The organism is Streptomyces sp. KL116D (genome assembly GCF_030766975.1).
Classification (GTDB): Bacteria; Actinomycetota; Actinomycetes; order Streptomycetales; family Streptomycetaceae; genus Streptomyces; species Streptomyces longispororuber_A.
The window spans coordinates 1-25,736 of record NZ_JASERH010000150.1 but is presented as its reverse complement, the minus strand read 5'-3'; the positions used below and the strand labels follow the sequence as shown (position 1 = coordinate 25,736).

At 71.2% G+C, this 25,736-nt stretch carries 21 protein-coding genes; 15 read left to right on the top strand and 6 right to left on the bottom strand.

The genetic code is table 11. The features are described 5' to 3' along the window. The first annotated feature begins 200 nt into the window (after positions 1 to 200). From RBJ77_RS59295 to pssA, 13 genes are all read left to right on the top strand, one after another. On the top strand, positions 201 to 1,487 hold the full coding sequence (locus tag RBJ77_RS59295; protein ID WP_372352506.1) for a nucleotide sugar dehydrogenase: 1,287 nt from the start codon (positions 201 to 203) through the stop codon (positions 1,485 to 1,487). Continuing rightward, on the top strand, positions 1,484 to 3,004 hold the full coding sequence (locus RBJ77_RS59290; protein ID WP_372352505.1) for a glycosyltransferase: 1,521 nt from the start codon (positions 1,484 to 1,486) through the stop codon (positions 3,002 to 3,004). Before RBJ77_RS59295 ends, RBJ77_RS59290 begins: the two co-directional genes overlap by 4 nt. Continuing rightward, a complete protein-coding gene (locus RBJ77_RS59285) occupies positions 3,001 to 3,123 on the top strand; it encodes a hypothetical protein (protein WP_372352504.1) in 123 nt (40 codons plus the stop codon). The genes RBJ77_RS59290 and RBJ77_RS59285 overlap by 4 nt, the downstream gene beginning before the upstream one ends. Further along, positions 3,108 to 5,189 carry a polysaccharide deacetylase family protein gene (locus tag RBJ77_RS59280; RefSeq protein WP_372352503.1) on the top strand — a complete coding sequence of 694 codons (2,082 nt, stop codon included), beginning with the start codon at positions 3,108 to 3,110 and terminating at the stop codon, positions 5,187 to 5,189. The genes RBJ77_RS59285 and RBJ77_RS59280 overlap by 16 nt, the downstream gene beginning before the upstream one ends. Beyond that, positions 5,186 to 5,986: a hypothetical protein gene (locus RBJ77_RS59275; RefSeq protein WP_372352502.1), complete on the top strand. Its 801-nt coding sequence runs from the start codon at positions 5,186 to 5,188 to the stop codon at positions 5,984 to 5,986. Before RBJ77_RS59280 ends, RBJ77_RS59275 begins: the two co-directional genes overlap by 4 nt. Positions 5,987 to 6,076: 90 nt before the next feature. Beyond that, a complete protein-coding gene (locus RBJ77_RS59270; RefSeq protein ID WP_372352501.1) occupies positions 6,077 to 7,387 on the top strand; it encodes a polysaccharide deacetylase family protein in 1,311 nt (436 codons plus the stop codon). 466 nt (positions 7,388 to 7,853) lie between these two features. Then, positions 7,854 to 9,191 (top strand): crotonyl-CoA carboxylase/reductase, encoded by a 1,338-nt coding sequence (gene ccrA, locus RBJ77_RS59265; RefSeq protein WP_255976908.1) that lies wholly within the window; start codon positions 7,854 to 7,856, stop codon positions 9,189 to 9,191. 22 nt (positions 9,192 to 9,213) lie between these two features. Next, complete coding sequence (locus RBJ77_RS59260; RefSeq protein WP_372352500.1) at positions 9,214 to 11,262, top strand: protein meaA; 2,049 nt, start codon at positions 9,214 to 9,216, stop codon at positions 11,260 to 11,262. Then, on the top strand, positions 11,259 to 12,224 hold the full coding sequence (locus RBJ77_RS59255; RefSeq protein ID WP_372352499.1) for a CoA ester lyase: 966 nt from the start codon (positions 11,259 to 11,261) through the stop codon (positions 12,222 to 12,224). Before RBJ77_RS59260 ends, RBJ77_RS59255 begins: the two co-directional genes overlap by 4 nt. Before the next feature lie 5 nt (positions 12,225 to 12,229). Beyond that, on the top strand, positions 12,230 to 12,742 hold the full coding sequence (locus RBJ77_RS59250; protein WP_372352498.1) for a MaoC family dehydratase: 513 nt from the start codon (positions 12,230 to 12,232) through the stop codon (positions 12,740 to 12,742). 2 nt (positions 12,743 to 12,744) lie between these two features. After that, positions 12,745 to 13,950 carry an acyl-CoA dehydrogenase family protein gene (locus RBJ77_RS59245; RefSeq protein ID WP_372352497.1) on the top strand — a complete coding sequence of 402 codons (1,206 nt, stop codon included), beginning with the start codon at positions 12,745 to 12,747 and terminating at the stop codon, positions 13,948 to 13,950. Positions 13,951 to 14,134: 184 nt separating this feature from the next. Then, positions 14,135 to 14,791, top strand: coding sequence for a phosphatidylserine decarboxylase (locus tag RBJ77_RS59240; protein WP_255976899.1), 657 nt, complete (start codon positions 14,135 to 14,137; stop codon positions 14,789 to 14,791). A gap of 22 nt (positions 14,792 to 14,813) precedes the next feature. Then, positions 14,814 to 15,632: a CDP-diacylglycerol--serine O-phosphatidyltransferase gene (gene pssA, locus RBJ77_RS59235; RefSeq protein WP_255976924.1), complete on the top strand. Its 819-nt coding sequence runs from the start codon at positions 14,814 to 14,816 to the stop codon at positions 15,630 to 15,632. Between the two features lie 63 nt (positions 15,633 to 15,695). Here the strand turns inward: pssA and RBJ77_RS59230 are convergent, their stop codons facing one another. From RBJ77_RS59230 to RBJ77_RS59210, 5 genes are read right to left on the bottom strand one after another with little or no spacing between them, the layout of a single operon-like run. Further along, positions 15,696 to 16,982: an ABC transporter substrate-binding protein gene (locus RBJ77_RS59230; protein WP_372352496.1), complete on the bottom strand. Its 1,287-nt coding sequence runs from the start codon at positions 16,980 to 16,982 to the stop codon at positions 15,696 to 15,698. Beyond that, the gene (locus RBJ77_RS59225; protein WP_372352495.1) at positions 16,979 to 18,103 is read right to left on the bottom strand and encodes a branched-chain amino acid ABC transporter permease; all 1,125 of its coding nucleotides are present in this window, start codon (positions 18,101 to 18,103) and stop codon (positions 16,979 to 16,981) included. Before RBJ77_RS59225 ends, RBJ77_RS59230 begins: the two co-directional genes overlap by 4 nt. Further along, the gene (locus tag RBJ77_RS59220) at positions 18,096 to 18,995 is read right to left on the bottom strand and encodes a branched-chain amino acid ABC transporter permease (protein WP_255976896.1); all 900 of its coding nucleotides are present in this window, start codon (positions 18,993 to 18,995) and stop codon (positions 18,096 to 18,098) included. The genes RBJ77_RS59225 and RBJ77_RS59220 overlap by 8 nt, the downstream gene beginning before the upstream one ends. After that, entirely contained in the window at positions 18,992 to 19,783 is a 792-nt protein-coding gene (locus RBJ77_RS59215; RefSeq protein WP_372352494.1) for an ABC transporter ATP-binding protein, read from the bottom strand. Before RBJ77_RS59215 ends, RBJ77_RS59220 begins: the two co-directional genes overlap by 4 nt. Beyond that, positions 19,780 to 20,610: an ABC transporter ATP-binding protein gene (locus RBJ77_RS59210; RefSeq protein ID WP_372352493.1), complete on the bottom strand. Its 831-nt coding sequence runs from the start codon at positions 20,608 to 20,610 to the stop codon at positions 19,780 to 19,782. The genes RBJ77_RS59215 and RBJ77_RS59210 overlap by 4 nt, the downstream gene beginning before the upstream one ends. Positions 20,611 to 20,838: 228 nt before the next feature. On the opposite strand from RBJ77_RS59210, the gene RBJ77_RS59205 reads away from it, so the two are divergent. Then, positions 20,839 to 22,035: a PucR family transcriptional regulator gene (locus RBJ77_RS59205; RefSeq protein WP_372352492.1), complete on the top strand. Its 1,197-nt coding sequence runs from the start codon at positions 20,839 to 20,841 to the stop codon at positions 22,033 to 22,035. A 677-nt stretch (positions 22,036 to 22,712) separates the two neighbouring features. Here the strand turns inward: RBJ77_RS59205 and RBJ77_RS59200 are convergent. After that, positions 22,713 to 23,864 (bottom strand): glycerate kinase, encoded by a 1,152-nt coding sequence (locus RBJ77_RS59200; RefSeq protein ID WP_372352491.1) that lies wholly within the window; start codon positions 23,862 to 23,864, stop codon positions 22,713 to 22,715. Between the two features lie 537 nt (positions 23,865 to 24,401). On the opposite strand from RBJ77_RS59200, the gene RBJ77_RS59195 reads away from it, so the two are divergent. After that, complete coding sequence (locus RBJ77_RS59195) at positions 24,402 to 25,490, top strand: ADP-ribosylglycohydrolase family protein (protein ID WP_372352490.1); 1,089 nt, start codon at positions 24,402 to 24,404, stop codon at positions 25,488 to 25,490. Positions 25,491 to 25,736 lie beyond the last annotated feature (246 nt).

The window sequence follows — 25,736 nt, the reverse complement described above, 5'->3', positions numbered from 1 at the left end:
GTTCGCCCTGCGTGCCCGACTGATTGTCCACCCCATCCACCGCAGCTGTACGAACCTATTCGGTATCTCCCCGGTGCACTGAACCCCGTGGCATGCTGACGCCTTGTGCCAATCCGACCGATTCCGCGTCCGCGGCGTCCATATCCGCGATCCAGGGGGGAGACCGGATATCGGGGGACCGGGGATCAGGGGGATTTCCAGTGGGTGCTTCAGAAGAGTTATTCACGCATGCCGCGACGCCGGTCGTAGGCATCATCGGACTTGGATATGTCGGCCTGCCGACCGCGCTCGCCCTGCTCGACTCCGGGGTGCGGGTGATCGGCGTCGACGTCGACGAGCGACGGCTCGCCGCGATCCGCGCGTACGACGTGGATCTGCTGCCCACCGACCATGCGCGCCTGCGCCGTCAACTACCCAGCCAGCGCTTCTTGTTGACGTCGGATCCGAACGAACTGCGGGCCGCCGAAACCGTGTTGATCTGCGTACCGACGCCGGTCGACGACCATCTCGTGCCGGACCTGCGGGCCCTGGAGGGCGCGTGCCGCTCCGCGGTCGAGCAGGCCGTGCCGGGGCAGGCCATCGTCCTGACCTCGACCAGCTATGTGGGCACCACCCGCGACCTGCTGCTCCGCCCGCTCGCCGAGCGGGGCCTGGCCGTGCCGCAGGACGTGTGCGTGGCGTACGCGCCGGAGCGGATCGACCCGGGCAACGCCGCGCACACGCAGGACACCACACCCCGGGTGATCGGCGGGGTGAGCCCGGAGTGCACCCGGCGCGCGGCGGACATGCTGCGGCGCACCGGTGCCCGGGTGCACGAGGTCCTCTCGCCGGAGGCGGCGGAGATGACCAAGCTCCTGGAGAACACCTTCCGGGCGGTGAACATCGCCCTGGCCAATGAATTCGCCACCATCTGCGGGGAGTTGGGCCTGGAGGCCATCGAGGTCATCGAGGCCGCGGCGACGAAGCCGTACGGGTTCATGCCGTTCTTCCCGGGGCCCGGCGTCGGCGGGCACTGCATTCCGTGCGACCCGCACTACCTGCTGTGGCAGCTGCGTGAGCGGCGGGTCGCCTCGCCGCTGATCGACACCGCGATGACCGCCATCGCGACCCGCCCCCACCAGGTGGTACGGCGGGCCCGCGAGGTCCTCGCCGACGCCGGGACGGCGCTGCGCGGGGCCCGGATCCTGATCGTGGGCGTCGCCTACAAGCCCGGGGTCGCCGATGTGCGCGAGTCGCCGTCGGTGGAGATCCTGGCCGGGCTGCGCACGGCCGGCGCCGAGGTGGCGTACGCGGATCCACTGGTGCCCGAACTGACCGTCGAGGGGCAGCCGTTGAAGGCGGTGACGAACCCCCGCGAACTGCCCTGGGACCTGGTCCTGATCCACTCCGTGCAGCCGCTTCAGGACCTGTCGTGGATCCCCGACCGGGTGCCGGTCCTGGACACCACGTACCGGCTGCAGGACTTCAAGCGCAGGGCGGTCGTATGAGCCTGGAGACGGAGCCCCTCCCCGATCCGTGGGCGGCGCCCCCGCCGCCCGTGACCGCACCCCTCACCCTCGCCCCGCCGCGCCCCGGGCGGTTCCGGGACGCCGGTCCGCGCGGCCGCCTGGTCCGCTTCGCGGACCGGATGGACCCGGGCGTGCGGCACGCGGCACGGCGGCTCGTCGTGGTGATCGTGCTGCTGCCGCTGCTGCTCGTGCTGGCGCGCGAGGCGCCGCGCCTGGTGCAGGCACCGCTGCTGCTCGGCTACGGGTTCACGGTCCTGTCGGTGACGATCGCGATGCTGTTCATCGCCTACAGCCGCTACGACGACCCGTCGGTGCGCATCCTGCACCACCGCCCCCGCCGCCTCGACCGGTTCCCCGCGCTGCCCGACGTCCCGCGGGTCAGCTTTCTGGTGGCCGTGAAGGACGAGGAGGAGGGCATCGAGGAGTGCGTGCGCTCGATGGCCGGAAGCGACTACCCGGATCTGGAAGTCGTCGTCGTGGACGACGCGTCCGAGGACGGCACGCGCGCGATCCTGGGCCGGCTGGAGCGCGAACTACCGCTGAAGGTCCTCTACTTGGAGGAGAACGTCGGCAAGAAGCACGCTCTGGTGAAGGCCGCCGAGCAGGCCACGGGCGAGGTCATCGCGTTCACCGACTCCGACTGCCTGCTGGCGCCCGACGCCCTGCAGCGCTGCGTCACGGCGCTGGTGCACCACCCGGAGCTGGGCGCGGTCAGCGGCCACGCCCGCGCCCTCAACCCCGACGACTCACTGCTCTCCCGCACGCAAGACGTCTGGTACGAGGGGCAGTTCAGAGTCGCGAAGGCGGCGGAGGCCACCTTCGGCTCGGTGTCGTGCGTGTCGGGACCGCTCGCCGTGTTCCGCCGCGACGCCATCTACAACTATCTGCCCGCGTGGGCGGGCGACCGGTTTCTCGGCGGCGAATTCCGCTTCGCCACCGACCGACAACTGACGGGATATGTTCTCGGACAGTGCTGGAAAGGCCGGAAATTGAAGAAGCGATATTCGGACTCGCCCTTCGTCAAAGAAGCCGACCACCCCGAACTGCCGTGGCGCATCGGCTATGTGCAATCGGCGAGAGTGTGGACGACGGTACCCGCACGATTTCGGCCCTTCATGCGGCAGCAAGTGCGCTGGAAGAAGAGTTTCATCCGTAATCTCTTTTTCACCGGGACATTCATGTGGCGCAGGGGACTCGGACCCGCCGTCCTCTTCTACGGGCACGTGCTGTGGGTGCTGTGCGCGCCCCTGATGGCCGTACGCCACCTGGTCTGGGCGCCGTACCACGGGCTGTGGTTCCTGACCGGCCTGTATCTCGCGGGGATCATCCTCAAGGGCACGGTCTGGGGGCTCGCCTTCAAGGTCGACAACCCGGGGGACGCGAACTGGCGCTGCCGGCCGCTGATGAGCCTGCTGTCGTCGCTGCTGCTGTCGTGGCTGCTGCCGTACTCGCTGCTCACGATCCGGCGCGGCGTGTGGTCGAGGAGTCGGTCATGAGGCAGCCGGTGCGCGGGGCGGGCCGGATCACGGCCGCGCTGCTCACGGCGGCGCTCGTCGTGTTCGTGTACCTGCTGGTCCTCACCCGGGGGAGCTGGCCGCCATGGTCTTCACTGTGACGCGGGTGCGGCCCCGGTGGACGGTGCGGGTCGCACGGCGCGGGGTGCGGGTCGTCCTGACGCTGCTCACCGTGGTCGTGCTGGCCGTGCCGTTCCTGGTGGCCTGGCGGCTGTACCAGGACCAGCGGTTCGTGACGCGGCAGGAGGACACCCCGGCCGCTCCGGTCGACGGGGCGGCACGGGAGCGCTGGCGGGGCATGGCGGCCGGGCTGCCCGAGCGGGCCGCGCCCGTCGTGCTCACCTACCACGACATCGCGAAGGGCAGTCCGAGCAAGTACGTCGTCGGCCCCCAGGCCTTCGAACGGCAGATGGCGGCCCTGTCGGCGGCCGGCTACCGCACGCTCACCGTCGACGAGTTCGTGAGGTACCTGCTCGGCGGCCCGGTGCCGCAGCGCTCGGTCCTGCTCACCTTCGACGACGGCACGCACGGCCTGTGGACCTACGCGGACCGCATCCTGGCCCGCCACCGCATGCACGCCGTGTCGTTCCTGATCACCGGCAAGGTCTCGGTGAAGCGGCCCTACTACCTGTCCTGGCAGGAGATCGACCGGATGGACAACTCCGGCCGCTGGGACTTCCAGAACCACACCCATGACCTGCACACCCGCAGCCGCACGGGCCCGGACGGCGAGACCGGCTCGCTGCTGATCAACCGCCGCTACCTGGCCTCCACCGGGCGGCCGGAGTCGCAGGCGCGCTACGAGCAGCGGGTGCGCGCGGACCTCGACACGTCCCTGAAGGAGTTCAGGGAGCACGGGCTGGCGACGCCGCGGCTGTTCGCGTACCCGTTCTCGGAGAACGCGCGCCCCGGCGACCATGCCTCCGCCTACGTCCACGATCTGCTCAACCGCCTCTTCGTCGCGGCCCTCTCGGACAAGACGGGCACCGCGCAGCCGGTCGGCCGGCGCTCCACGGTCGCCCAGCAGTACCAGCGCCTCGAGGTCTTCGCGGACACCACAGCGGATGCGCTGCTGCGGCAGGTCACGGCCCGTACGCCGGTGCCCGCGACCGGGGATCCGCTGCGGGCGCCGCAGCGCTGGACGGGCAACGACTGGAAGCCCCTGACCGACCTGCGCTTCCTCACCGGCAAGGGCCCCCACCCGCGCAGTGGCCCCTACCGGTACGCGGCCTACGCGCCGTACGGGTCCGCCGACTGGGACCACTACACGGTGACCGCCGACGTACGGGCGCTCGATCCGCGCGGTGGCGGCGTCAGCGTGTCCGCCCGGGTGGGTTCGCCCGCGCAGGTGGCGGCGCGCGTCTCGTACGACAGGCTCCAACTGGTGCTCGGACAGTCAGTGGTGGCGGAGCGTCAGCTGCTGCCCGGCGCCCGGCACACGGTGCGGGTGCGCGCGGCCGGGGCCCGCACGACGGTGACCGTGGACGGGACGGTGCAGGTGTCCACGCAGCACGCGTACGGGGCCCGCGGCACCGGCGGCATCGCCCTCATCCTGTCCCGGCGGGGCGTGCCGGACTGGCCCGCGGTCGGCCGGGTGCGACTCGCCTCTGACCGGGCCGCGACGACCCGGGCCCGCCCCTTCGACGGCGTCGGGCCGTGGCTGGAGCGGAAGCCGCACGGCGCGGGCTGGACGCGTTCCGCGGTCGTGGTCGGCGGGGGCCGGGTGCAGCCGGTCGGCACCCGCGGATGGTCGTACGCCGCGTACGACCCCCGGCACAGCAGGAGGTGGACGGACTACACGCTGCGCACGACGGTCACCGGACTGACCGAGCGAGGGCTGCACGCCAGTGTGACCGTGCGGCGCGGCGCCCGCGAACAGCTCACCGTCCGGATGTCGAAGGGCTGGGTATCGGTGCTGACGGGACCGGACCCCGGGGTGGGGCGGGTGACGTCGCGCAAGCTCGCGCGGGCGGACCGGCGGACCGTGACCATCACGGTGCGGCCCGACGTCACGCTGGTGCGGGTGGCCGGCACGTCCGCCCTGGAGGTCCCGGCGTACGGCGGCACGGGCGGCATCGCGCTGAGCGCGTACCGGGGGTCGCCGCTGCAGCCGTGGCCCGGGTTCGACGCGGCGTCGCTGACCGGGCCCGGCGGGGGCACACCATGAGGGTGCTGCCGCTGGTACGCCGTTGGGGCCCGCGGCGGTGGGCGCTGATCGCGGCGGCGCTCGCACTGATCGCGGCCCTGCTGATGGCGTTCGGTCTGTCCGGCGGCGACACCGGGGACGGGGCGTTCCGCCCCCGCTTCCCCCAACAGGGCCTGGTCACCAATGAGTTCGCGTACTGGCACCCCAACCGGGCGCACGTCCGCCACTCCCCCGACTGGACCATGACGAGCGGCTCGCTGTTCGGCAGGGACGGCGCGGGCTGGACCGGCGTGCCCGACGGCGACGGCCCGGACGCCCGCTCGGCCACCGGCACGGACTCGGCGGTGTTCCGGCTCGCCAGCCGCAGAAGGGACTTCGGGCGGACGACGGTGCGGCTGCGGCTGCGCGTGCAGCGGATGGTGACGACGGGGCGCACCCCGTCGCGGCGGTACGACGGGGTGCACATCTGGCTGCGCTTCCACAGCGAGCAGGAGACGTACGCGGTGAGCGTGGCACGCCGGGACGGCGAGGTCGCGGTGAAGCGCAAGACGCGGGGCGGCACGTCGAACGGCGGCACGTACGTCACGCTGGCGCACGCCCGTGCGCCTGCCCCGATGGGGAGTTGGTACCCGGTGAGCACCTCGGCCGGCACCCTCGCCGACGGCCGCGTCCGCCTCACCCTCGATCTGGCGGGCCGCCGTGTGCTCGACGTCGTGGACGACGAGCCCGGGGAGCTGGCGCGGCCCGGGGCGGTCGGCATCCGGGGCGACAACACGGAGTTCCTGTTCGCAGGCTTCGTGGCGTGGGGCGGCCGGTAGGCCGTCCGCCGGGGCCCCGCGCCGTCCGGCAGCGCCGTCCTCACCCGTCCCACCCCATCGAACACATCCGGAGAAGAGGTCCAACTCGCCATGACAAGACGACACTTACCCGCGCGGGCCAAGCTCGCCGCACTCGCCGTCCTGGCCGCTCTCGCGGCCGTCCTGGTCCCCGCGGCCACCGCCGCCCACGCGGCCCCGGGGCCGGTGACCGTCTCACTCACGTTCGACGACGGGACCGCCGACCACTTCACCACCGTGAAGCCGATCCTCGACGACCACGGCATGAAGGCCACGTTCTACGTGAACAGCGACCGCCTCGGTGACGCCGGGCATCTGACAGCCGCTCAGGTGAAGCAACTCGCGGCCGGCGGACAGGAGATCGGCGGGCACACCGCCACCCACGCCCGGCTGCCGGACCTGAGCCCCGACGACCAGCGCCGCGAGATCTGCAACGACCGGGTGGCCCTGCTGAAGCTCGGTCTGAGCGTCAAGAACTTCGCCTACCCCTTCGGCGCCGACACGGCGGCCACCCAGGGCTACGTCGCCGACTGCGGCTACAACTCGGCGCGCGACGTGGGCGGCCTGGTCACTCCTGGGTCGTGCGGCGGGTGTCCGTACGCGAACGCGGTCCCGCCCCCGAACCCGTACGCGGTCCGCACGAACGACTCGGTGACCACCTCGACCAGCTTGGCCACGCTGCAGGGTTACGTGACCCGGGCGGAGGCGAACGGTGGCGGCTGGGTGCCGATCGTCCTCCATCACGTGTGCAACGGCTGCGAGCCCACCTATGCGACGACGCCCGCACTCCTGGACGCCTTCCTGGACTGGCTCGCCGCCCGCGGCACGGCGGTCGCCACGGTCGACGCCGTGGTCGGCGGTCCGCTGCGGCCCGGCGTCCCGGGTCCGGCCCCCACCTCGACGCTCCAGAACGCCTCCCTGGAGGCGTCGTCGGGCGGCGTGCCGACCTGCTTCCAGCTGGGCGGCTACGGCACCAACACGTACTCCTGGACGTACACGACGGACGCCCGCACCGGCTCACGCGCGCAGAGAGTCGACGTCACCTCCTACACGGACGGCGACCGCAAGCTCGTCACCCGTCAGGACACCGGCGCCTGCGCCCCGGCCGTCACCGCGGGCCGCAGCTACACGCTCGGCCTGTGGTTCAAGGGCAGCTGGCCGGCCGGCGCCCCGGTGAAGATCAGCGTGGCCCTGCGGGGCACCGGCGGCGCCTGGGCGTACTGGACGGGCTCACCGGCGTACGCACCGTCGCCGTCGGTCTGGCAGCACGCGGTGTTCACGACGCCGGCCGTCCCGTCGGGCAGCACGGCGATCAGTTTCGGCCTGTCCCTCCCGGCGGTGGGGAACGTGACGGTGGACGACTTCTCACTCGTACAGACCTGAGAACGGTTCACACCCGGGCGCTTGACGTGGCACTGCGTGCCACGTCAAGCGCCCTTCTCCTGCCCCGCCCCACCCGCTCACCGACCCCCGTGATCGATCATCGATCCCTTGTGACGGTCGAAACCCCTCCCTGACCACGGATGATCGATCATCGCTCGCCTGAACCGTAAAGATTTCATCTGAGCGCAACCAATGGCACGCAGTGCCTTGCCAGCTGTCACGGTGTGCCATACGTTGAAGGTGTCCGGGCGGCCGGCGTGCAGAGAACTTCCGTACGCCGGCTGTCCCCACGAGCCACGACAGACCGTGACCCGTGCGCCCGGACGCCTGCGTCACAGGCAACCTTCCGCGCCACACCAAGCGCTGCCACAGCACCATCCGCCGAACCGACGGCACACCCCTCAGTTCCCTGCAGCCACACCCGACTCAGCGTTCCCCTCAGACGCTCACCGCCGGAGGCACCACCGTGAAGGACATCCTGGACGCGATCCAGTCGCAGACCGCCACGTCTGCCGACTTCGCCGCCCTGCCGCTCCCCGACTCGTACCGCGCGATCACCGTGCACAAGGACGAGACGGAGATGTTCGCGGGGCTCGAGTCCCGCGAGAAGGACCCCCGCAAGTCGATCCACCTGGACGACGTGCCGGTGCCCGAGCTCGGTCCGGGCGAGGCCCTGGTGGCCGTGATGGCCTCCTCGGTCAACTACAACTCGGTCTGGACCTCGATCTTCGAGCCGCTGTCGACCTTCGGGTTCCTGGAGCGCTACGGCCGGCTCAGCGAGCTGACCAAGCGCCACGACCTGCCGTACCACATCATCGGCTCCGACCTGGCGGGCGTCGTGCTGCGCACCGGCCCCGGCGTGAACGCCTGGAACCCGGGCGACGAGGTCGTCGCGCACTGCCTCAGCGTCGAGCTGGAGTCGAGCGACGGCCACAACGACACGATGCTCGACCCCGAGCAGCGCATCTGGGGCTTCGAGACGAACTTCGGCGGCCTCGCCGAGATCGCGCTCGTCAAGTCCAACCAGCTGATGCCGAAGCCGGACCACCTCAGCTGGGAGGAGGCCGCCGCTCCCGGTCTGGTGAACTCCACCGCCTACCGCCAGCTGGTCTCGCGCAACGGCGCCGGCATGAAGCAGGGCGACAACGTCCTCATCTGGGGCGCCTCCGGCGGCCTCGGCTCGTACGCCACGCAGTTCGCGCTGGCCGGCGGCGCCAACCCGATCTGTGTCGTCTCCTCCCCCGAGAAGGCCGACATCTGCCGGTCCATGGGCGCCGAAGCGGTCATCGACCGCAACGCCGAGGGCTACAAGTTCTGGAAGGACGAGCGCACCCAGGACCCCAAGGAGTGGAAGCGCTTCGGCAAGCGCATCCGCGAGTTCACCGGCGGCGAGGACATCGACATCGTCTTCGAGCACCCCGGCCGCGAGACCTTCGGCGCCTCGGTCTACGTCACCCGCAAGGGCGGCACCATCACCACCTGCGCCTCGACCTCGGGCTACATGCACGAGTACGACAACCGCTACCTGTGGATGTCGCTGAAGCGCATCATCGGCTCGCACTTCGCCAACTACCGCGAGGCGTGGGAGGCCAACCGCCTGATCGCCAAGGGCAAGATCCACCCGACGCTCTCCAAGGTCTACTCCCTGGAGGACACCGGGCAGGCGGCCTACGACGTGCACCGCAACCTCCACCAGGGCAAGGTCGGCGTCCTCGCGCTCGCCCCCGAGGAGGGCCTGGGCGTGCGCGACCACGAGAAGCGCGCCCAGCACATCGACGCCATCAACCGCTTCCGCAACGTCTGAACACCCAGAGGAGCAGCGGCTCATGACTGAGCGTCAGAAGGACCGGCCGTGGCTGATGCGGACCTACGCCGGTCACTCCACGGCGGAGGCGTCCAACGAGCTGTACCGGCGCAACCTCGCCAAGGGGCAGACGGGCCTGTCGGTCGCCTTCGACCTGCCGACCCAGACCGGGTACGACCCCGACCACGTCCTCGCCCGCGGCGAGGTCGGCCGGGTCGGCGTCCCCGTCTCCCATCTCGGTGACATGCGGCGCCTGTTCCAGGACATCCCCCTGGAGCAGATGAACACCTCGATGACCATCAACGCCACCGCCATGTGGCTTCTGGCGCTCTACCAGGTCGTCGCGGAGGAGCAGGGCGCGGACATCGCGACGCTCCAGGGCACGACGCAGAACGACATCGTGAAGGAGTACCTGTCGCGGGGGACGCACGTCTTCCCGCCGGGCCCCTCGCTGCGTCTGACGACCGACATGATCGCCTACACGGTGTCCCACATCCCCAAGTGGAACCCGATCAACATCTGCTCGTACCACCTTCAGGAGGCGGGGGCCACTCCGGTCCAGGAGATCGCGTACGCGATGTCCACCGCCATCGCGGTTCTCGATGCCGTACGCGACTCAGGGCAGGTCCCCGCCGAGAAGTTCGGGGACGTCGTGGCCCGCATCTCCTTCTTCGTGAACGCGGGTGTCCGCTTCATCGAGGAGATGTGCAAGATGCGGGCGTTCGGGCGGATCTGGGATCAGATCACGCGCGAGCGGTACGGCATCGAGAACCCGAAGCAGCGCCGTTTCCGGTACGGCGTGCAGGTGAACTCGCTCGGCCTGACCGAGGCGCAGCCGGAGAACAACGTCCAGCGGATCGTGCTGGAGATGCTGGCCGTGACGCTGTCGAAGGACGCGCGCGCCCGGGCCGTCCAACTGCCCGCCTGGAACGAGGCGTTGGGCCTGCCCCGCCCCTGGGACCAGCAGTGGTCACTGCGCATCCAGCAGGTCCTGGCGCACGAGAGCGACCTGCTGGAGTACGAGGACATCTTCGCGGGCTCGCACGTCATCGAGAAGAAGGTCGACGAGCTCGTCGCCGATTCCCTCGCGGAGATCGACCGGATCCAGGAGATGGGCGGCGCGATGGCCGCCGTCGAGTCCGGCTACCTCAAGTCGCAGCTCGTCTCCTCGCACGCCGAGCGCCGCGCCCGGATCGAGGGCGGCGACGAGAAGATCGTCGGCGTGAACATCTACGAGTCGACCGAGCCGAACCCGCTCACCGCCGACCTGGACGCCGCGATCATGACGGTGGACCACCAGGTCGAGGCGAAGGTCGTCGGGGCCATCGGCGACTGGCGCACCACGCGCCAGGAGTCGAGCGACCGGCAGGGCATGGGCGACCCGTTCCACTACCCGACCACCGGCCAGGCCCTGGAGCGCCTCAAGGAGGCCGCCGCGGGCACCGAGAACCTCATGGAGGCCACCCTCGAGTGCGCCCGCGCCGGCGTCACGACCGGCGAGTGGTCGGAGGCGCTGCGCGAGGTGTTCGGCGAGTTCCGGGCGCCCACGGGCGTCTCGTCGGCGCCGGTCGCGGTGACCGCCGAGGAGGGCACGCCGCTCGCCCTCGTCCGCGAGAAGGTCCGCCGCACCGGTGACGAACTCGGCGGCCGGCTGCGTCTGCTGGTCGGCAAGCCGGGCCTGGACGGCCACTCGAACGGCGCCGAGCAGATCGCCGTGCGGGCCCGCGACGCCGGGTTCGAGGTGGTCTACCAGGGCATCCGGCTCACTCCCGAGCAGATCGTGTCCGCCGCGCTCGCCGAGGACGTGCACTGCGTCGGCCTGTCGATCCTGTCCGGGTCGCACGCCGAGCTGGTGCCGGACGTCCTCGACCGGCTGCGCGAGGCGGGCGCCCCCGACATCCCGGTGATCGTCGGAGGCATCATTCCGAATGCAGACGCCGAGGACCTGAAGCGGGCGGGTGTGGCCGCCGTCTTCACCCCCAAGGACTTCGGCATCACGGAGATCATCGGCCGTATCGTCGACGAGATCCGGAAAGCGAACAACCTCGACCCGTTGGAGGTCCCCGCATGACCAGCTCCGTCAACCGCCTTCGGCCGCGCCGTTCCTGTCTCGCCGTCCCGGGCAGCAATCCGCGCTTCCTGGAGAAGGCCCAGGGCCTGGCCGCCGACCAGGTCTTCCTGGACCTGGAGGACGCCTGCGCCCCGCTGGCCAAGCCGGAGGCCCGGCACACCATCGTCAAGTTCCTCAACGAGGGTGACTGGACGGGCAAGACGCGCGTCGTGCGGGTCAACGACTGGACGACCGAGTGGACCTACCGCGACGTCGTGACCGTCGTGGAGGGCGCCGGCCAGAACCTCGACTGCATCATGCTGCCGAAGGTCCAGACGGCCGACCAGGTCGTCGCCCTGGACCTGCTGCTCACGCAGATCGAGAAGACGATGGGCTTCGAGGTCGGCAAGATCGGCATCGAGGCGCAGATCGAGAACGCGCAGGGCCTGAACAACGTGAACGCGATCGCCGAGGCGTCCCCGCGCACCGAGACGATCATCTTCGGCCCGGCCGACTTCATGGCCTCCATCAACATGAAGTCCCTGGTCGTCGGCGAGCAGCCGCCCGGCTACGGCGCGGACGCCTACCACTACATCCTGATGAAGATCCTGATGGCGGCCCGCGCGAACGACCTCCAGGCGATCGACGGCCCCTACCTCCAGATCAAGAACGTGGACGGCTTCCGCGAGGTCGCGGGCCGCGCCGCCGCCCTGGGCTTCGACGGCAAGTGGGTGCTGCACCCCGGCCAGGTCGACGCGGCCAACGAGGTCTTCTCGCCCTCGCAGGAGGACTACGACCACGCCGAGCTGATCCTCGACGCGTACGAGTACTGCACGTCCGAGGCGGGCGGCAAGAAGGGCTCGGCGATGCTCGGCGACGAGATGATCGACGAGGCCAGCCGCAAGATGGCCCTGGTCATCTCCGGCAAGGGCCGGGCCGCCGGCATGCAGCGCACCAGCAAGTTCGAGGCCCCGGAGGCGTAAGCACCATGCAATTCGGCCGCACCTACGAAGAGTTCACCGTCGGGGACGTCTACAAGCACTGGCCCGGGAAGACGGTCACGGAGTACGACGACCACCTCTTCTGCCTGCTGACGATGAACCACCACCCGCTCCACATGGACAGCAACTATGCGGAGAAGACGACGGACTTCGGCAAGAACGTCGTCGTCGGGAACTACATCTACTCCCTGCTGCTCGGGATGTCGGTCCCGGACGTGTCGGGCAAGGCGATCGCCAACCTGGAGGTCGAGTCGCTCAAGCACGTCGCGCCGACCTTCCACGGCGACACGATCTACGGCGAGACGACCGTCCTGGACAAGACGCCCTCGAAGTCGAAGAGCGACCGCGGGATCGTGTACGTCGAGACCAAGGGCTACAAGCAGGACGGCACGCTCGTCTGCGTCTTCCGCCGCAAGGTGATGGTGCCCACCGAGACGTACATCAAGGAGCGCGGCGGCGAGCAGCCCGGCCGCCCCGAACTCGAGCAGCAGGAGAAGTAGCCATGGCGCGACTCGCCCGGACCGCCGGTCTCACCGACGTCCAGCAGGAAATCCTGTCCACCGTCCGCGACTTCGTGGACAAGGAGATCATCCCGGTCGCCACCGAGCTGGAGCACCGCGACGAGTATCCGCAGGCGATCGTCGACGGGCTCAAGGAGTTGGGTCTGTTCGGGCTGATGATCCCCGAGGAGTACGGGGGGCTCGGCGAGTCGCTGCTCACCTACGCGCTGTGCGTGGAGGAGATAGCGCGTGGCTGGATGTCGGTCTCCGGCATCATCAACACCCACTTCATCGTGGCCTACATGCTCAAGCAGCACGGGACGCAGGAGCAGAGGGAGTACTTCCTTCCGCGGATGGCGCTCGGCGAGGTGCGCGGCGCGTTCTCGATGTCCGAGCCGGCGCTCGGCTCCGATGTGTCGGCGATCACGTCGAAGGCGGTCAAGGACGGCGACGAGTACGTCCTGAACGGTCAGAAGATGTGGCTGACGAACGGCGGCACGTCAACGCTTGTGGCGGTTCTCACGCGAAGTGACGAAGGCCACCCCGAGGGCACCGCCCCGCACAAGTCGATGACGACCTTCCTCGTGGAGAAGGAACCCGGCTTCGGCGAGGTCCGTCCCGGCCTCACCATCCCCGGGAAGATCGACAAGATGGGGTACAAGGGCGTCGACACCACGGAACTGGTGATGGACGACCTGCGCATTCCGGCCAATCGTGTACTCGGCGGCGAGACCGGCCGAGGGTTTTACCAAATGATGGACGGCGTCGAAGTCGGGCGCGTGAATGTGGCGGCGCGTGGCTGTGGCGTCGCACAGCGTGCATTTGAGCTGGGTGTCTCGTACGCCCAGCAACGTCACACTTTCGGCAAGCCGATCGCCCAGCACCAGGCGATCCAGTTCAAGCTGGCCGAGATGGCTACCAAGGTCGAGGCCGCCCATGCGATGATGGTGAATGCAGCACGCAAAAAGGACTCCGGGGAACGAAACGACCTCGAAGCGGGAATGGCCAAGTACCTGGCCTCCGAATACTGCAAAGAAGTCGTGGAGGACGCGTTCCGGATTCACGGTGGTTACGGGTTCTCGAAGGAGTACGAGATCGAGCGTCTGTACCGTGAGGCGCCGATGCTGCTGATCGGTGAAGGTACCGCCGAAATCCAGAAAATGATCATTGGTCGTCGACTCCTCGAGGAGTATCGCTTCCAGGGCTGAGCCTGGGCGAGATGTCCTGTTACGGGGTGTTTTCTTCGCAAGGAAGATCACACCCCGTCAACACTCTTCGGCCGTCGACTCGGCTTCCTGGCTTGCCCAGTTGTGGCTCGCAACCGATAGCATCCCCGGAAAAGCCGCCGTCCCCCCGTATCCAGCGCGGCCTCATCCGCTACGAAGGTCATCCATGCCCCACAGCCAAACCTCTGCACCACGCGACGGCTTCCTCGGTGGTCGCCTTGCGCGCGGAGCATCGCCGTGGCTTCTCCCGACCGTCGCCACGGCTGCCCTCAGCCTGGCGCGCTCGCGCCGTTCCAAGAAGGCAGCAGCACTCGCCGTCCCGACCACCGCTCTGGCGGCCGGCATGCTGTGGTTCTTCCGCGACCCCGAGCGCGAGATCGCCCCGGGCCGGGTCATCTCCCCGGCCGACGGCGTGGTGCAGAGCATCATGCCGTGGAAGGACGGACGCACCCGCGTCGCGATCTTCATGAGCCCGCTGAACGTCCACGTGAACCGCGCCCCCCTCGCGGGCACCGTGACGTCCGTCGAGCACATCCCGGGCGGCTTCGTGCCGGCGTTCAACAAGGAGAGCGAGAACAACGAGCGCGTGGTCTGGCACTTCGAGACCGAGCTCGGTGACATCGAGATGATCCAGATCGCCGGAGCCGTCGCCCGCCGCATCGTGCCGTACATCCCCCAGGGCACGAAGGTGGAGCAGGGCGAGCGCATCGGTCTGATCCGGTTCGGCTCGCGCGTCGACATCTACCTCCCCGAGGGAGTCGAGGTCGATGTCGAGGTGGGCCAGAAGACGGTGGCTGGGGTGACTCGCATTGACCGTGACTGATCCGGAGACGCAAGCGGGCTGGGTGCCCGAGACGGACGAGGCGGACGACGCGGAGGAGATGCCGCTCTCACTGCGCCTGTCGATAGCGGACACCCTCACGCTCGGTAACGCGACGTGCGGCTTCATGGCCGTCTACTTCACGACGACCGGCATCCTGATCCCGCACATCCAGGGCAGCAACGACTCGGGCATGGCGCGGCACTCCGCCGCGACCGCCGTGATCCTGATGCTGGCCGCCGCGATCTTCGACCTGTTCGACGGTCTGGTGGCCCGCAAGCTGCGGTCGTCGCCGATGGGCGCGGAGCTGGACAACCTCTCCGACCTCATCAGCTTCGGCCTGGCGCCCGCGTACTTCGTCCTCGTCTACGGCATGGTCGCCGACGACGCGCACCAGAGAGTCGCGGCGGTCGGGGCCATCGTGGTGCTGCTGGCGGTGGTGCTGCGGCTTGCGCGGTTCTCGTGCGTGACGGTGAAGGACGGCACCTTCCAGGGCATGCCGTCGCCGTTCGGCGCGCTGACCGTGGTCTCGATCGTGCTCCTGGAGCTGCCCTTCGTGGCGACGCTCCTCGCGATCATCGGCACCGCGTGGCTCATGGTGAGCCGCGTCGAGTACCCGAAGCCGCGCGGCCGCCTCGCCGTCGCGATGCTGTCGTGGATCGTGCTGAGCATGGGTCTGCTGGCCGCGTGGGCGTTCGACGCCCCCGGTGGCCAGCTGCTGCTCCAGACCGGCTGTGCGCTGCAGCTCGTCCTCGGCGCCGTGATCCCGCTGTTCGCCACGGCCCGCCGGGTGAACAACTTCCGGGACAACCGGCGCGAGGCGCGGGCGGCCCAGCTCCCGTAGCGCTCCGGCACCCGGCATGACGAAGGGCCCCGAACCATCCGGTTCGGGGCCCTTCGCCGTGTCTCAGCTCGCCGACGGCGTGTAGGACGCGGCCTGCTCGGCCTCGCCCGGCTGCCGGACGACCTTCATGCCGCCGACGGCGGACTTGTCGGGCTGCAGGATCACCGACTGGTGGGAGGACGGGGCCTTGGGGTCGCTGAAGTCCTGGTCGACGCCGAAGCCGTTGTCGAAGGAGCTGAGGGTGAGCAGCGCCTTGTCGACGCCCTCGCGGGTCAGGTCCTTGCTCTCGCACGCCTTCTTCAGGGCCTCGCCGAAGACCGACGCGGCGGTCCAGCCCGCGACGACGCCGTTGTCGAGGGAGTCCTTCGGGTAGGCCTTGCGGTAGTCGGCGACGAGCTTCTTCGCCTCGGCGGTGTCGGCGCCGATCGGCAGCGACGGGGAGGCGACCCAGTAGTTCTTCTCCAGCGCGGGTCCTGCCTGGGTGGCGAGGAGCTGGGGCGCGAAGGCCGAGTTGTTGCCGATCACCGGCACGTTCAGCTTCGCCGCCGCCGCGACGCCCACGAGGGAGGCCGCCTGGCGCGGGCCCGCGCTGATCACGATGCCCTTGACGCCGGCCTTCTTCAACGCGGCGACCTGGGCGGTCATGTCGTTGTCGGTCGGCTTGATCTTCTGCTCGACGACGGTCAGCCCGGCCTTGTCCGCCATGTATGTCGAGCCCTGCAGCGCGTTCTCGCCGTAGTCGCCCTCGAAGTAGACGTGACCGAGCTTGTCGCCCTTCTTCAGGCCCTTCTCCTTCATCAGGAAGTCGATCGCGTTGATCGTCTCGATGTCGTACGTCGATCCGATGACGCGGACGTACGGGCTCCCGAGCAGATGCGCCGACCAGGCCTGCGGCAGCACCAGGGCCTTGTCCTGGCCGTCGATGCGCTGCTTGACGGCGGCGACGAACGGCGAGCCGATGAACTGGGTGAAGCCGAGCACCTTCGGGGCCAGCTCGGTGTAGCCGGCGACGGCCTTCTGCGGGTCGTAGCCGTGGTCGCGGACGGTGAGCTTCAGCTGGTAGCCGCAGATCCCGCCGTCGGCGTTGATCTGCTTCACGTACAGCTGCTGGGCCTGGGTGACGGACTTGCCGAGGGTCGCGTACACGCCGGTCATGTCGGTGAGGACACCGAGGTCGATCGTCTTGCCGGAGATGCCCTGGCCGGTCTTGACGCCGCCCGCGCTCTGCTTGTCGTCGTCGTCTCCCCCGTCCTTGGCCTTGGAGCTGCACGCGGCGGTCAGCGCGAGCAGCGCGGCCACGGCGGTCGCCGTGAGCGTACGGGTGCGGTTACGGGGGTTCCGGGCGGTCATGCGTCCTCCTGAGGGTGTTTCCGGGCACGGCGGGCGGCGAGCTGTACGAGTCCGCCGGGTAGGAACAGGACCACTGCGACGACGGCTGCGCCGTAGAGGTAGCGGGATGCCTCGCCGGGCGCGACGCCGCCGGTGCCGGGGGCCGAGACGAGGGGCAGGGCGTCGCTGTAGCGGGTCAGCAGCTGGGGCAGCAGCGAGACGAAGGCGGCGCCGACGACGGCGCCCGCCACGGAGCCGAGCCCGCCGATGACGATCATGGCGAGGTACTCCAGGGAGAGCGTGATGCCGAAGTAGTCGGGCACCGTCCGCTGGAAGACCAGGGCGAGCAGGACGCCGGCGAGGCCCGCGTACATCGAGGAGAGGACGAAGACGGCGCCGCGGTAGCGGGCGACCGGGACGCCGAGGACGCCGGCCGCGATCCGGTGGTCCCGGATGGCGTTCATGGCGCGGCCCGGGCGGCCCCGCAGCACGCCCCGGGCGAAGAGTCCGCAGCCGAGGGTGAGGACGAGCCCCAGGTACCAGAGCTTCTCCGCGGAGCCGAACGGCACGTTCGCGACGGTGAGCTCGCTCTCGTCGAAGGTGAGGCCGAACAGGCTCATGGCGGGGACGTCGCGGCCGTTGGCGCCGCCCGTGAGGTCCTCCGCGTTGAACAGGACGTGCTGCCCGATGAAGATCAGCGCGAGGGTGGCGATGCCGAGGTAGGCACCCTTGAGGCGTCCGGCGATGGGGCTGAACAGGCCGCCCGCGACCCCGGCGACGAGCACGGCGAGGACGGCGGCGAGCCAGGGCGGCAGCCCGAGCCCGTTGATCTCCTGTCCCCGCTCCCCCGCGAACACGCAGTAGCCGTACGCGCCGACGGCGAGGAAGAAGGCGTGGCCCATGGAGAGCTGGCCGGTGGCGCCGGTGAGCAGGTTGAGGCCGATGGCGCCGATGGCGGCGGCCATGGCGAACAGTCCGGCCTGCAGCCAGAAGCGGTCCAGGTAGAAGGGCAGGGCGAGCAGCAGCAGGGCGCAGGCCGTGATCACGTACGTGCGCCGGCGGGTGAGGAGGGTCTTCGTCGAACCGGCGGGGGCGGTGCGGGACTCGGCCGGTTCGGCCTGGGTGGCCACGGCGTCAGACACGGGCGAGCTCCTTCGTGCCGAAGAGCCCGGAGGGCCTGAGCAGCAGGATCAGGGTCATCACGAGGTAGGGGGCGAGGTCGCCGAGCCCGCGGCCCATGAAGGCCAGTTCGCTCTGGTAGCCGGTGGCGAGGGACTCGGTGACGCCGACGATCAGGCCGCCGACGAGGGCGCCGGTGGTGGAGTCGAGGCCGCCGAGGATGGCGGCGGGGAAGGCCTTCAGCGCGGCCAGCGAGGTGGCCCGTTCCAGTCCGGGCGTCGGGAACACGGTGAGGAACAGCGCGGCGACGGCGGCGAGTCCGCCCGCCACGGCCCAGGCGCCGAGCGACACCCGGCCGAGGCGTACGCCCATCAGCGCGGCGGTCTCGCTGCTCTCGGCGGCGGCGCGCATGGCGACGCCCCACGACGTGTACCGGAAGGTGAGGAGGAAGGCCGTGATCAGCAGGGCGGCGGCCACGAACGCGGCGATCCTGGTGTGCGCGATCGACACCCCGCCGACGGTGAGCACGGCGTCGCCCCAGGGGTCGCCGAGGGTGAGGACGTCGGTGCCGAGGCGGCGGGTGAGTTCGGTGGTGAGCAGGATGTCGACGCCGATGGTGACGATGGCGAGGACGCTGTGGTCGTGCCCCCGGTAGCGCCGCATGACGAGGAACTCGACGGCGGCGCCGACGACCGCGGCGGCGGCGATGCCGACGCCGAGCGCGGGCCAGAAGCCGATGTCGTCGTGGAGCGACGCGGTGACGTAGCCGCCGGCCAGCAGCAGGGAGGCGTGGGCGAAGTTGACGACTTCGGTCGCCCGGAAGATGACCACGAACCCGAGGGCGATGAGGGCGTAGACGGAGCCCATCGAGACGCCGTTGAGGAGGAGTTCGAGGAAGGTCGAGACGTCGCTCATGCGGTGGCCTCCGGCTCGTCGGGGGCGCCCAGGTAGGCCTGGATCACCGCCGGATCGTTCTGGACCTGCTCCGGGGCTCCCCCGGCGATCCTGCGGCCGAAGTCGAGGACGGTGACCTCGTCGGCGAGACGCATGACGACTCCCATGTCGTGCTCCACCAGGACGATGGAGATGCCGAGGCTGTCGCGGACGCCCGCGATGACGGCGGCGGTGCGGCGGCGTTCGTCGGCGGTCATCCCGGCGACGGGTTCGTCGAGGAGCAGGACCCGCGGCTCCATGCACAGGGCGCGGGCCAGCTCGGCGAGCTTCTGCTGCCCGTAGGGCAACGCCCCGGTGGGCGTGGCCAGTTGGTCGGCGATGCCGACGAACTCGGCGATCTCCCTGACCCGTTCGCGGTGCCGGCGCTCCTCGTGCACCGCCGACGGCAGCCGGAGCCCGGCGGCGACGAACCCGGCGCGGGTCAGCCGGTGCCGGCCGAGCAGCAGGCTGTCGGCGACCGTGGTGCGCGGCGGCAGGGCGAGGTTCTGGAAGATGCGGGCCACGCCGAGTCCGGCGATGCGGTGCGGGGGCAGCCCGGTGAGTTCCGTGTCGCCGAGCCGGACGCTGCCGGAGGTGGCCCGGTACACGCCGGACAGGACGTTGAAGCAGGTGGACTTGCCGGCGCCGTTGGGTCCGATGACGGCGTGCACGGTGCCGGGTCCGACGGTGAGACTGATCGCGTCGAGGGCGGTGAGGCCGGCGAACCGTACGGTCAGCTCCTCGACGCGCAGCGCCGGTACGTCGCTCATGCGTCGCCTCCCCACTTGCGCAGCACCGGGGCGTGGGCGGCGACGGCCGTCGCGTCGGCGGCGGCGGTCTCGTCGACCACGCCCAGGTAGCGGCGGCGCACCTCGTCGGACCCGGCGAGTTCGTCGGCCGGGCCGTGCAGGGTGATCTCGCCGACCTCCAGGACGTAGGCGTGCGAGGCGAGCCGCAGGGCGAGGGCCGCGTTCTGTTCGACGAGGAGCACGGAGACCTGGCGGTCGCCCCTGGCGTTGATCTCGCGGACGGTGTCGGCGATCCGCGCGGCCATCAACGGGGCGAGTCCCAGGGAGGGTTCGTCGAGCAGGAGCAGCCGGGGAGCGGCCATCAGGGCGCGGCCGACCGCCAGCATCTGCTGCTCACCGCCGGACAGCAGCCCGGCCCGCTGGTGCGCCCGGTCGGCGAGGACCGGGAACAGTTCGTGCACGCGGCGCAGCGCGGCGGCCTTGTCGGCCCGCGAACCGGTCGCGCCGAGCGCTCCGGCGCGCAGGTTGTCGGCGACGGTCATCCGCGCGAACACCCGCCGCCCTTCCGGGACCTGGCAGATCCCGGTGGCCACCACGCGGTCGGCGGCCAGGCCGCTGATCCGGCGCCCGCCGAACCGCACCTCGCCGGACGTCACCGCCCCGCCGTGGAAGCCCAGCGTGCGCGAAATGGCGCGCAGCAGCGTGGACTTGCCCGCGCCGTTGCCGCCGAGCACGGCGACGACGGCGCCCGGCGGGACCTCCAGCGTCACCGAGCGCAGCGCCCGTACGGGCCCGTAGCCGACCGACACGTCGTCGACGGCGAGCCCTTCTTCTTGTGCATCGGCCACAGCCAGCGTCCCTTCCCTGGGTCGATGGCGCTCACGACAGCACCGCGCGGGCGGCCCGTCCACGGGCGGCCCGCGAATCGCTGCGTGGGCCCAGCGCCCGCCCGCCCCCGTTGTGCGCGCGCACAAGACCCCGTGTCAGGGGCCTGCCGGGGAGCGGTGCGGGGTGGCATCCTCCGCAGAGGCGGGCGAGTCCTTTGCCGTCGCTTTACGGGTTGTTGGGGAGGGGCGATGGGCGCACGCAGGCATCGCACGGGGCAGGACTGGAAGCTCCTCAAGGAGGCGTGCACCAGCCTGCTCGACCGGGTGCCCGAGCTGGTCGACGAGCATCTGCGGCAGCTGTTCGCGTACTCGGACGTGTACGCGCGGGTGCTGTCGTACGACGCGCAGTGGCGGGAGGCCGAGGAGGCGATGCGGATCGGCATCGAGACGATCTCGGCGCCCCGCGACTCACCGCGCAGGGACCTGGCGTACGCGGAGGACGCGGGCCGGCGCCGCGCCGGTCAGGGCCTCCCCCTCGACCTCCTGGTCCACGCGTACCGCAACGCGGGCTATCTGGTCTGGGACGCGCTGATGGAGAGCGCGGGCGGCGAGCCGGCCCGGCTGTCCGCCCTCATGCGCTCGGCGACGATGGTGTGGGCGGCGGTCGACGCGCAGGCCGAGGCGGCCTCGGAGGCGTACCGGGCGACGGAGCTGGAGTTGCGGCGGCGCACCGACGAGCAGATGCAGGCGCTGCTCGACGCGCTGCTGGAGGGCCGTCCGACGCCGGGGCTCGCCGCGCGCGCCGCGGCCGGGCTCGACCTGCCCGAGCACGGGCCTTACGCGGTGGTCGTGCTGCGGGTGGAGCGCCGGGACGCCCGCGAGGCGTTCCACCGGCGGATCCAGGATCCGGGGTTCCGGTTCGTCTGGCGGATGCGGGCGGACTGCGAGGTCGGGGTGGTGGGGCTCGGCACGGACCGCACCCTCGACGACGTGTCGGCGCTGCTCGACGGGCGCTGTCCCGGCCCCGGCGGGCTCAGTCCGGTCGTCACGGGCCTCGCCGAACTCGGCCACGCCCGTCGGCTCGCCGAGCTCGCCCTGCGCACCTGTCCTCCGGACACGACCGGTGTGGTCCGGCTCGACCGGCGGATGCCGACGGCCCTCGTGGTGAGCCAGCCAGATCTGGCGCAGCGCCTGGTCTCCGGCGTCTTCGGCGAGCTCCTCTCCCTCGAACCGGCCGACCGGGCCGTGCTCCTGGAGACGCTCGAGGCGTGGCTCTCCTGCGAAGGTTCCGCGGGGCGGGCGGCCGGGCGTCTCTACTGCCACCGCAACACGGTCTTCAACCGCCTGCGACGCCTCGAACAACTCACGTCCCGGTCGCTGTCACGTCCTCGGGACCTGATGGAGATGACGCTGGCCCTGGACGCGTACCGGCTCTCGCCGGGTTAACGGGTCCCGGGTCACTTCTTCGCCCGCGGGCCGGTGGGGCTGATCGACTGCGTCTGCCCGGTGGGGTTGCGTCGCCGGGTGCGGGCCGGTGGAACTTCTCGCGCAGTTCCCCGCGCCCCTGACGAGCCGACTGCGTCCGGCCCACGCAGGTGCGCCGCCGGGTACAGGCCAGTGGGGGCTTCTCGCGCAGTTCCCCGCGCCCCCGACAGGCCGACTGCGTCCGGCCCATGCAGGTACCTCGCCGGGTACAGGCCAGTGGGGGCTGGTCGCGCAGTTCCCCGCGCCCCCGACAGGCCGACTGCGTCCGGCCCACGCAGGTGCGCCGCCGGGTACAGGCCAGTGGGGGCTGGTCGCGCAGTTCCCCGCGCCCCTGAAAGCCTGCGGCTGCGCCGCGCTTTCCCCTGGAGGTCGCGCACGAAGTGCGCACCGCCAGGGGCGCGGGGAACTGCGCGAGAAGCCCCACCAACCCGCACTCCGCCACACAACCGGACCTTCAGGGGCGCGAGGAACTGCGCGGGAAGCCCCACCGGCCCGCACTCCGCCACGCAACCAGTCCTTCAGGGGCGCGAGGAACTGCGCGGGAAGCCCCACCGGCCCGCACTCCGCCACGCAACCAGTCCTTCAGGGGCGCGGGGAACTGCGCGAGGAGCCCCACCGGCCTCCGCGGCGCAACCGGTTCAGGCCACGTAATCCGCGGCGATCCGCGCAGCGACGTCCTCCAGGATCGGCCCCGCCTCCGCGATGCAGCGCGCCACATCCGGCTCCACCTCGGTCAGAGGATACGCACGGCGGATCCCGGCCCGCCCGAGCGCCGCGGGATCGAGAGCGAGCCGGCCGCAGACGGCGACGACCTCGACCCCGGCCGCCCGGGCCGCCGCGGCGACCCCGGCCGGCGCCTTGCCGTGCAACGTCTGCTCGTCCAGCGACCCCTCACCCGTGATGACGAGCGTGGCCCGCGCCAGCGCCGGCGCGAAGCCGAGGACGTCGAGCATCACCTCGATCCCGGGCCGGAAGCTCGCACCGAGGCCGACCAGCGCCCCGTACCCGATACCGCCGGCGGCACCCGCCCCGGGCGACTCCGCGTACTCCAGGGCCTGCGGCCCGGCCGACTCGGCCAGCACCTTCGCGAAGTGGCCGAGCGCCGCGTCCAGCTCGGCGACGTCGTCGGGGCTCGCACCCTTCTGCGGACCGTAGACCGCGGGCGCGCCCTTGGGCCCGGTGAGCGGGTTGTCGACGTCGCTGGCGAGGACGATCTCGACGTCGGCGAGGCGCGGGTCGAGGCCGGAGAGGTCGGCCGAGGCCAGTGCCGCCAGGGCGCCGCCGCCGGGTCCGACCGGCGCGCCCGCCGCGTCCAGGAACCGTGCGCCGAGCGCGGCGAGCATGCCCGCGCCGCCGTCGGTGGTGGCGCTGCCGCCGACCCCGAAGACGATCGAGCGGGCGCCCGCGTCGAGCGCGGCGGCGATGACCTCGCCGGACCCGTACGTGGTCGATGTCAGCGGCGCGAAGACGCCCTCGGGCAGCAGCTGAAGGCCGGACGCCTCCGCCATCTCCACGACGGCCGTGCCCTCGCGCAGCGCGTACGCGGCGGTGACCGGCTCGCCCAGCGGCCCGGTGACCCGGACCTCATGGCGCTCGAACCCGGCGGCGACCGCCGCCGCGACGGTCCCGTCGCCGCCGTCCGCGACCGGCACGGACTCGACCGTGACCCCGGGCACGACCCGGTGCAGTCCCGCCGTCACACGCTGTGCGACCTGCACCGCGGTGAGCGAGCCCTTGAACTTGTCCGCCGCGATCAACACGTGCCGCGCGGCCTGTGCAGCGTCCGCCACCTTGCTCCCCTTGCTGTTCGGGCCTTGCTCGCGTCAAGGCAGTCGCGCCGCTGCGACCTTAACCGCAGGAGGGGTCCGCTGCCCATGGCCGTCCGCCCCGCGAAACGGCGCGCCCCGCCCGAATATGCCCCTATTACCGGCCATAGTGGGGCGCCATGAGCACGGAAATGATCGATCAGCCGGGGCGCCCCGCACCCGCGGACCTGGCTGGTGGTGACGTGGGGCGTGCCCATGGCGGCGGTCGCGCGCGGTGCGGCTGGTGACGGGCGGCCTCGCATCGCCGCGGAGCGCGACCGTCCTCGTGGCGCTGCCGTGCGTCGTGGCGCTGCCGTGCGTCGTGGTGATGCCGTGCGTCGTGGTGGTGCCGTGCGTCGTGGTGGTGCCGGCGGGGCCACGCGCCCCCGCACTGGCCGCGGGACGCGGTGCTGGCGAGGGCCGGTGACGCGATCCCGAGCGCACCAGCCCGCACACTCCGGCGGCGGCCAAGTCGCGGAACCAGGACGACAGTTGATGTAGGGAAGCGGGTAGACCGGACACATGACAGCAACGAGCCCCCAGCTCACCGAACACGACCTCGCCGACCGGGTGCTCGGCGGCTGGCTCGGCCGGATCGCGGGCAACATGCTCGGCAAGCCGGTCGAGCAGGGCGAGGTGTGGACGCGTGAGCGCATCGACCGCTACCTGCGGCAGGCCGAGGCCCTGCCGCTCACCGACTACCTGCCGGAACCCCCTTCGGACGACGTGGAGTTGGCGCTGCGCCCGGAGTGGCGCCAGTGTGTCCGCGGCCGGATCCACGGCAGCTGCCGGGACGACGACGTGGACTACGCGGTGCTCGGTCTGCACCTCCTGGAGACCCACGGCTTCGCCTTCACGACGGAGCAGGTCGGGGAGGTGTGGCTGCTGCGGCTGCCGTACCTCCAGACGTTCACGGCGGAGCGCGCGACGTACCGGAACCTGGCGAACGGTCTGAAGCCGCCGCTCACGGCGACGTACGACAACCCCTACCAGGAGTGGATCGGCGCGCTGATCAGGGCGGACGTCTTCGGCTGGACGTGTCCGGGGGCGCCGCGCCGGGCCGCCTCGCTGGCCCGCCGGGACGCGGTCCTGTCGCACACCGGCAACGGTGTGTACGGAGCGATGTGGGCGGCGGCCCTGATCTCCGCCGCGTTCACGGCCCCGACGCCGCGCGCCGCCCTCGACGCGGCGCTCGCGGTGATCCCGGCGAGCAGCCGGCTGGCCCGCGTCGTGCGCCGCACGATCTCGCTCCACGACTCCCGCCTCACCTGGGAGGAGACGCTCGCCACGGTGGAGGAGGAGACGGGCGGCCTGGGCTGGATCCACACCGTCCCGAACGCCGCGGTGATCACGGCCGGACTCCTGTACGGCGACGGGGACTTCACCCGCACCGTGACGCTGACGGTGCGCGGCGGCCTCGACACGGACTCCAACGGGGCGACGGCCGGGTCGGTGGCCGGGGTGCTGTGCGGCGCCGCGGCGGTCCCGGCGCAGTGGAAGGAGCCGCTGGAGGACCGGGTGCGCAGCGCGGTGTTCGGCTTCGACGGCGTACGCATCAGTGAACTGGCGGCGCGCACGGTGGAGTTGGCCGGCCGCCCGGACGGACCGTGACCGTCCCCCGGCCTTCGGCCGGGGCGATCACTGCCGCACGGACGCGACCTGGTCCTCCCCGGCCTCCGGCCGGGGCACCCCCTGACAGGTCCTAACCGTCGCGCTCCTCGCCCTGGGCGACTTCCACCTGGTGGTGGACGCCGACGAGTGCGGTGGTCGCGGCGCCCGTCGAGAGGAGGGCGCCGACGGCGAGGGCGACGGCGATGCCGCGGGACGCGCGGGGGCGGCCGGGGGCGAGGAGGGCGG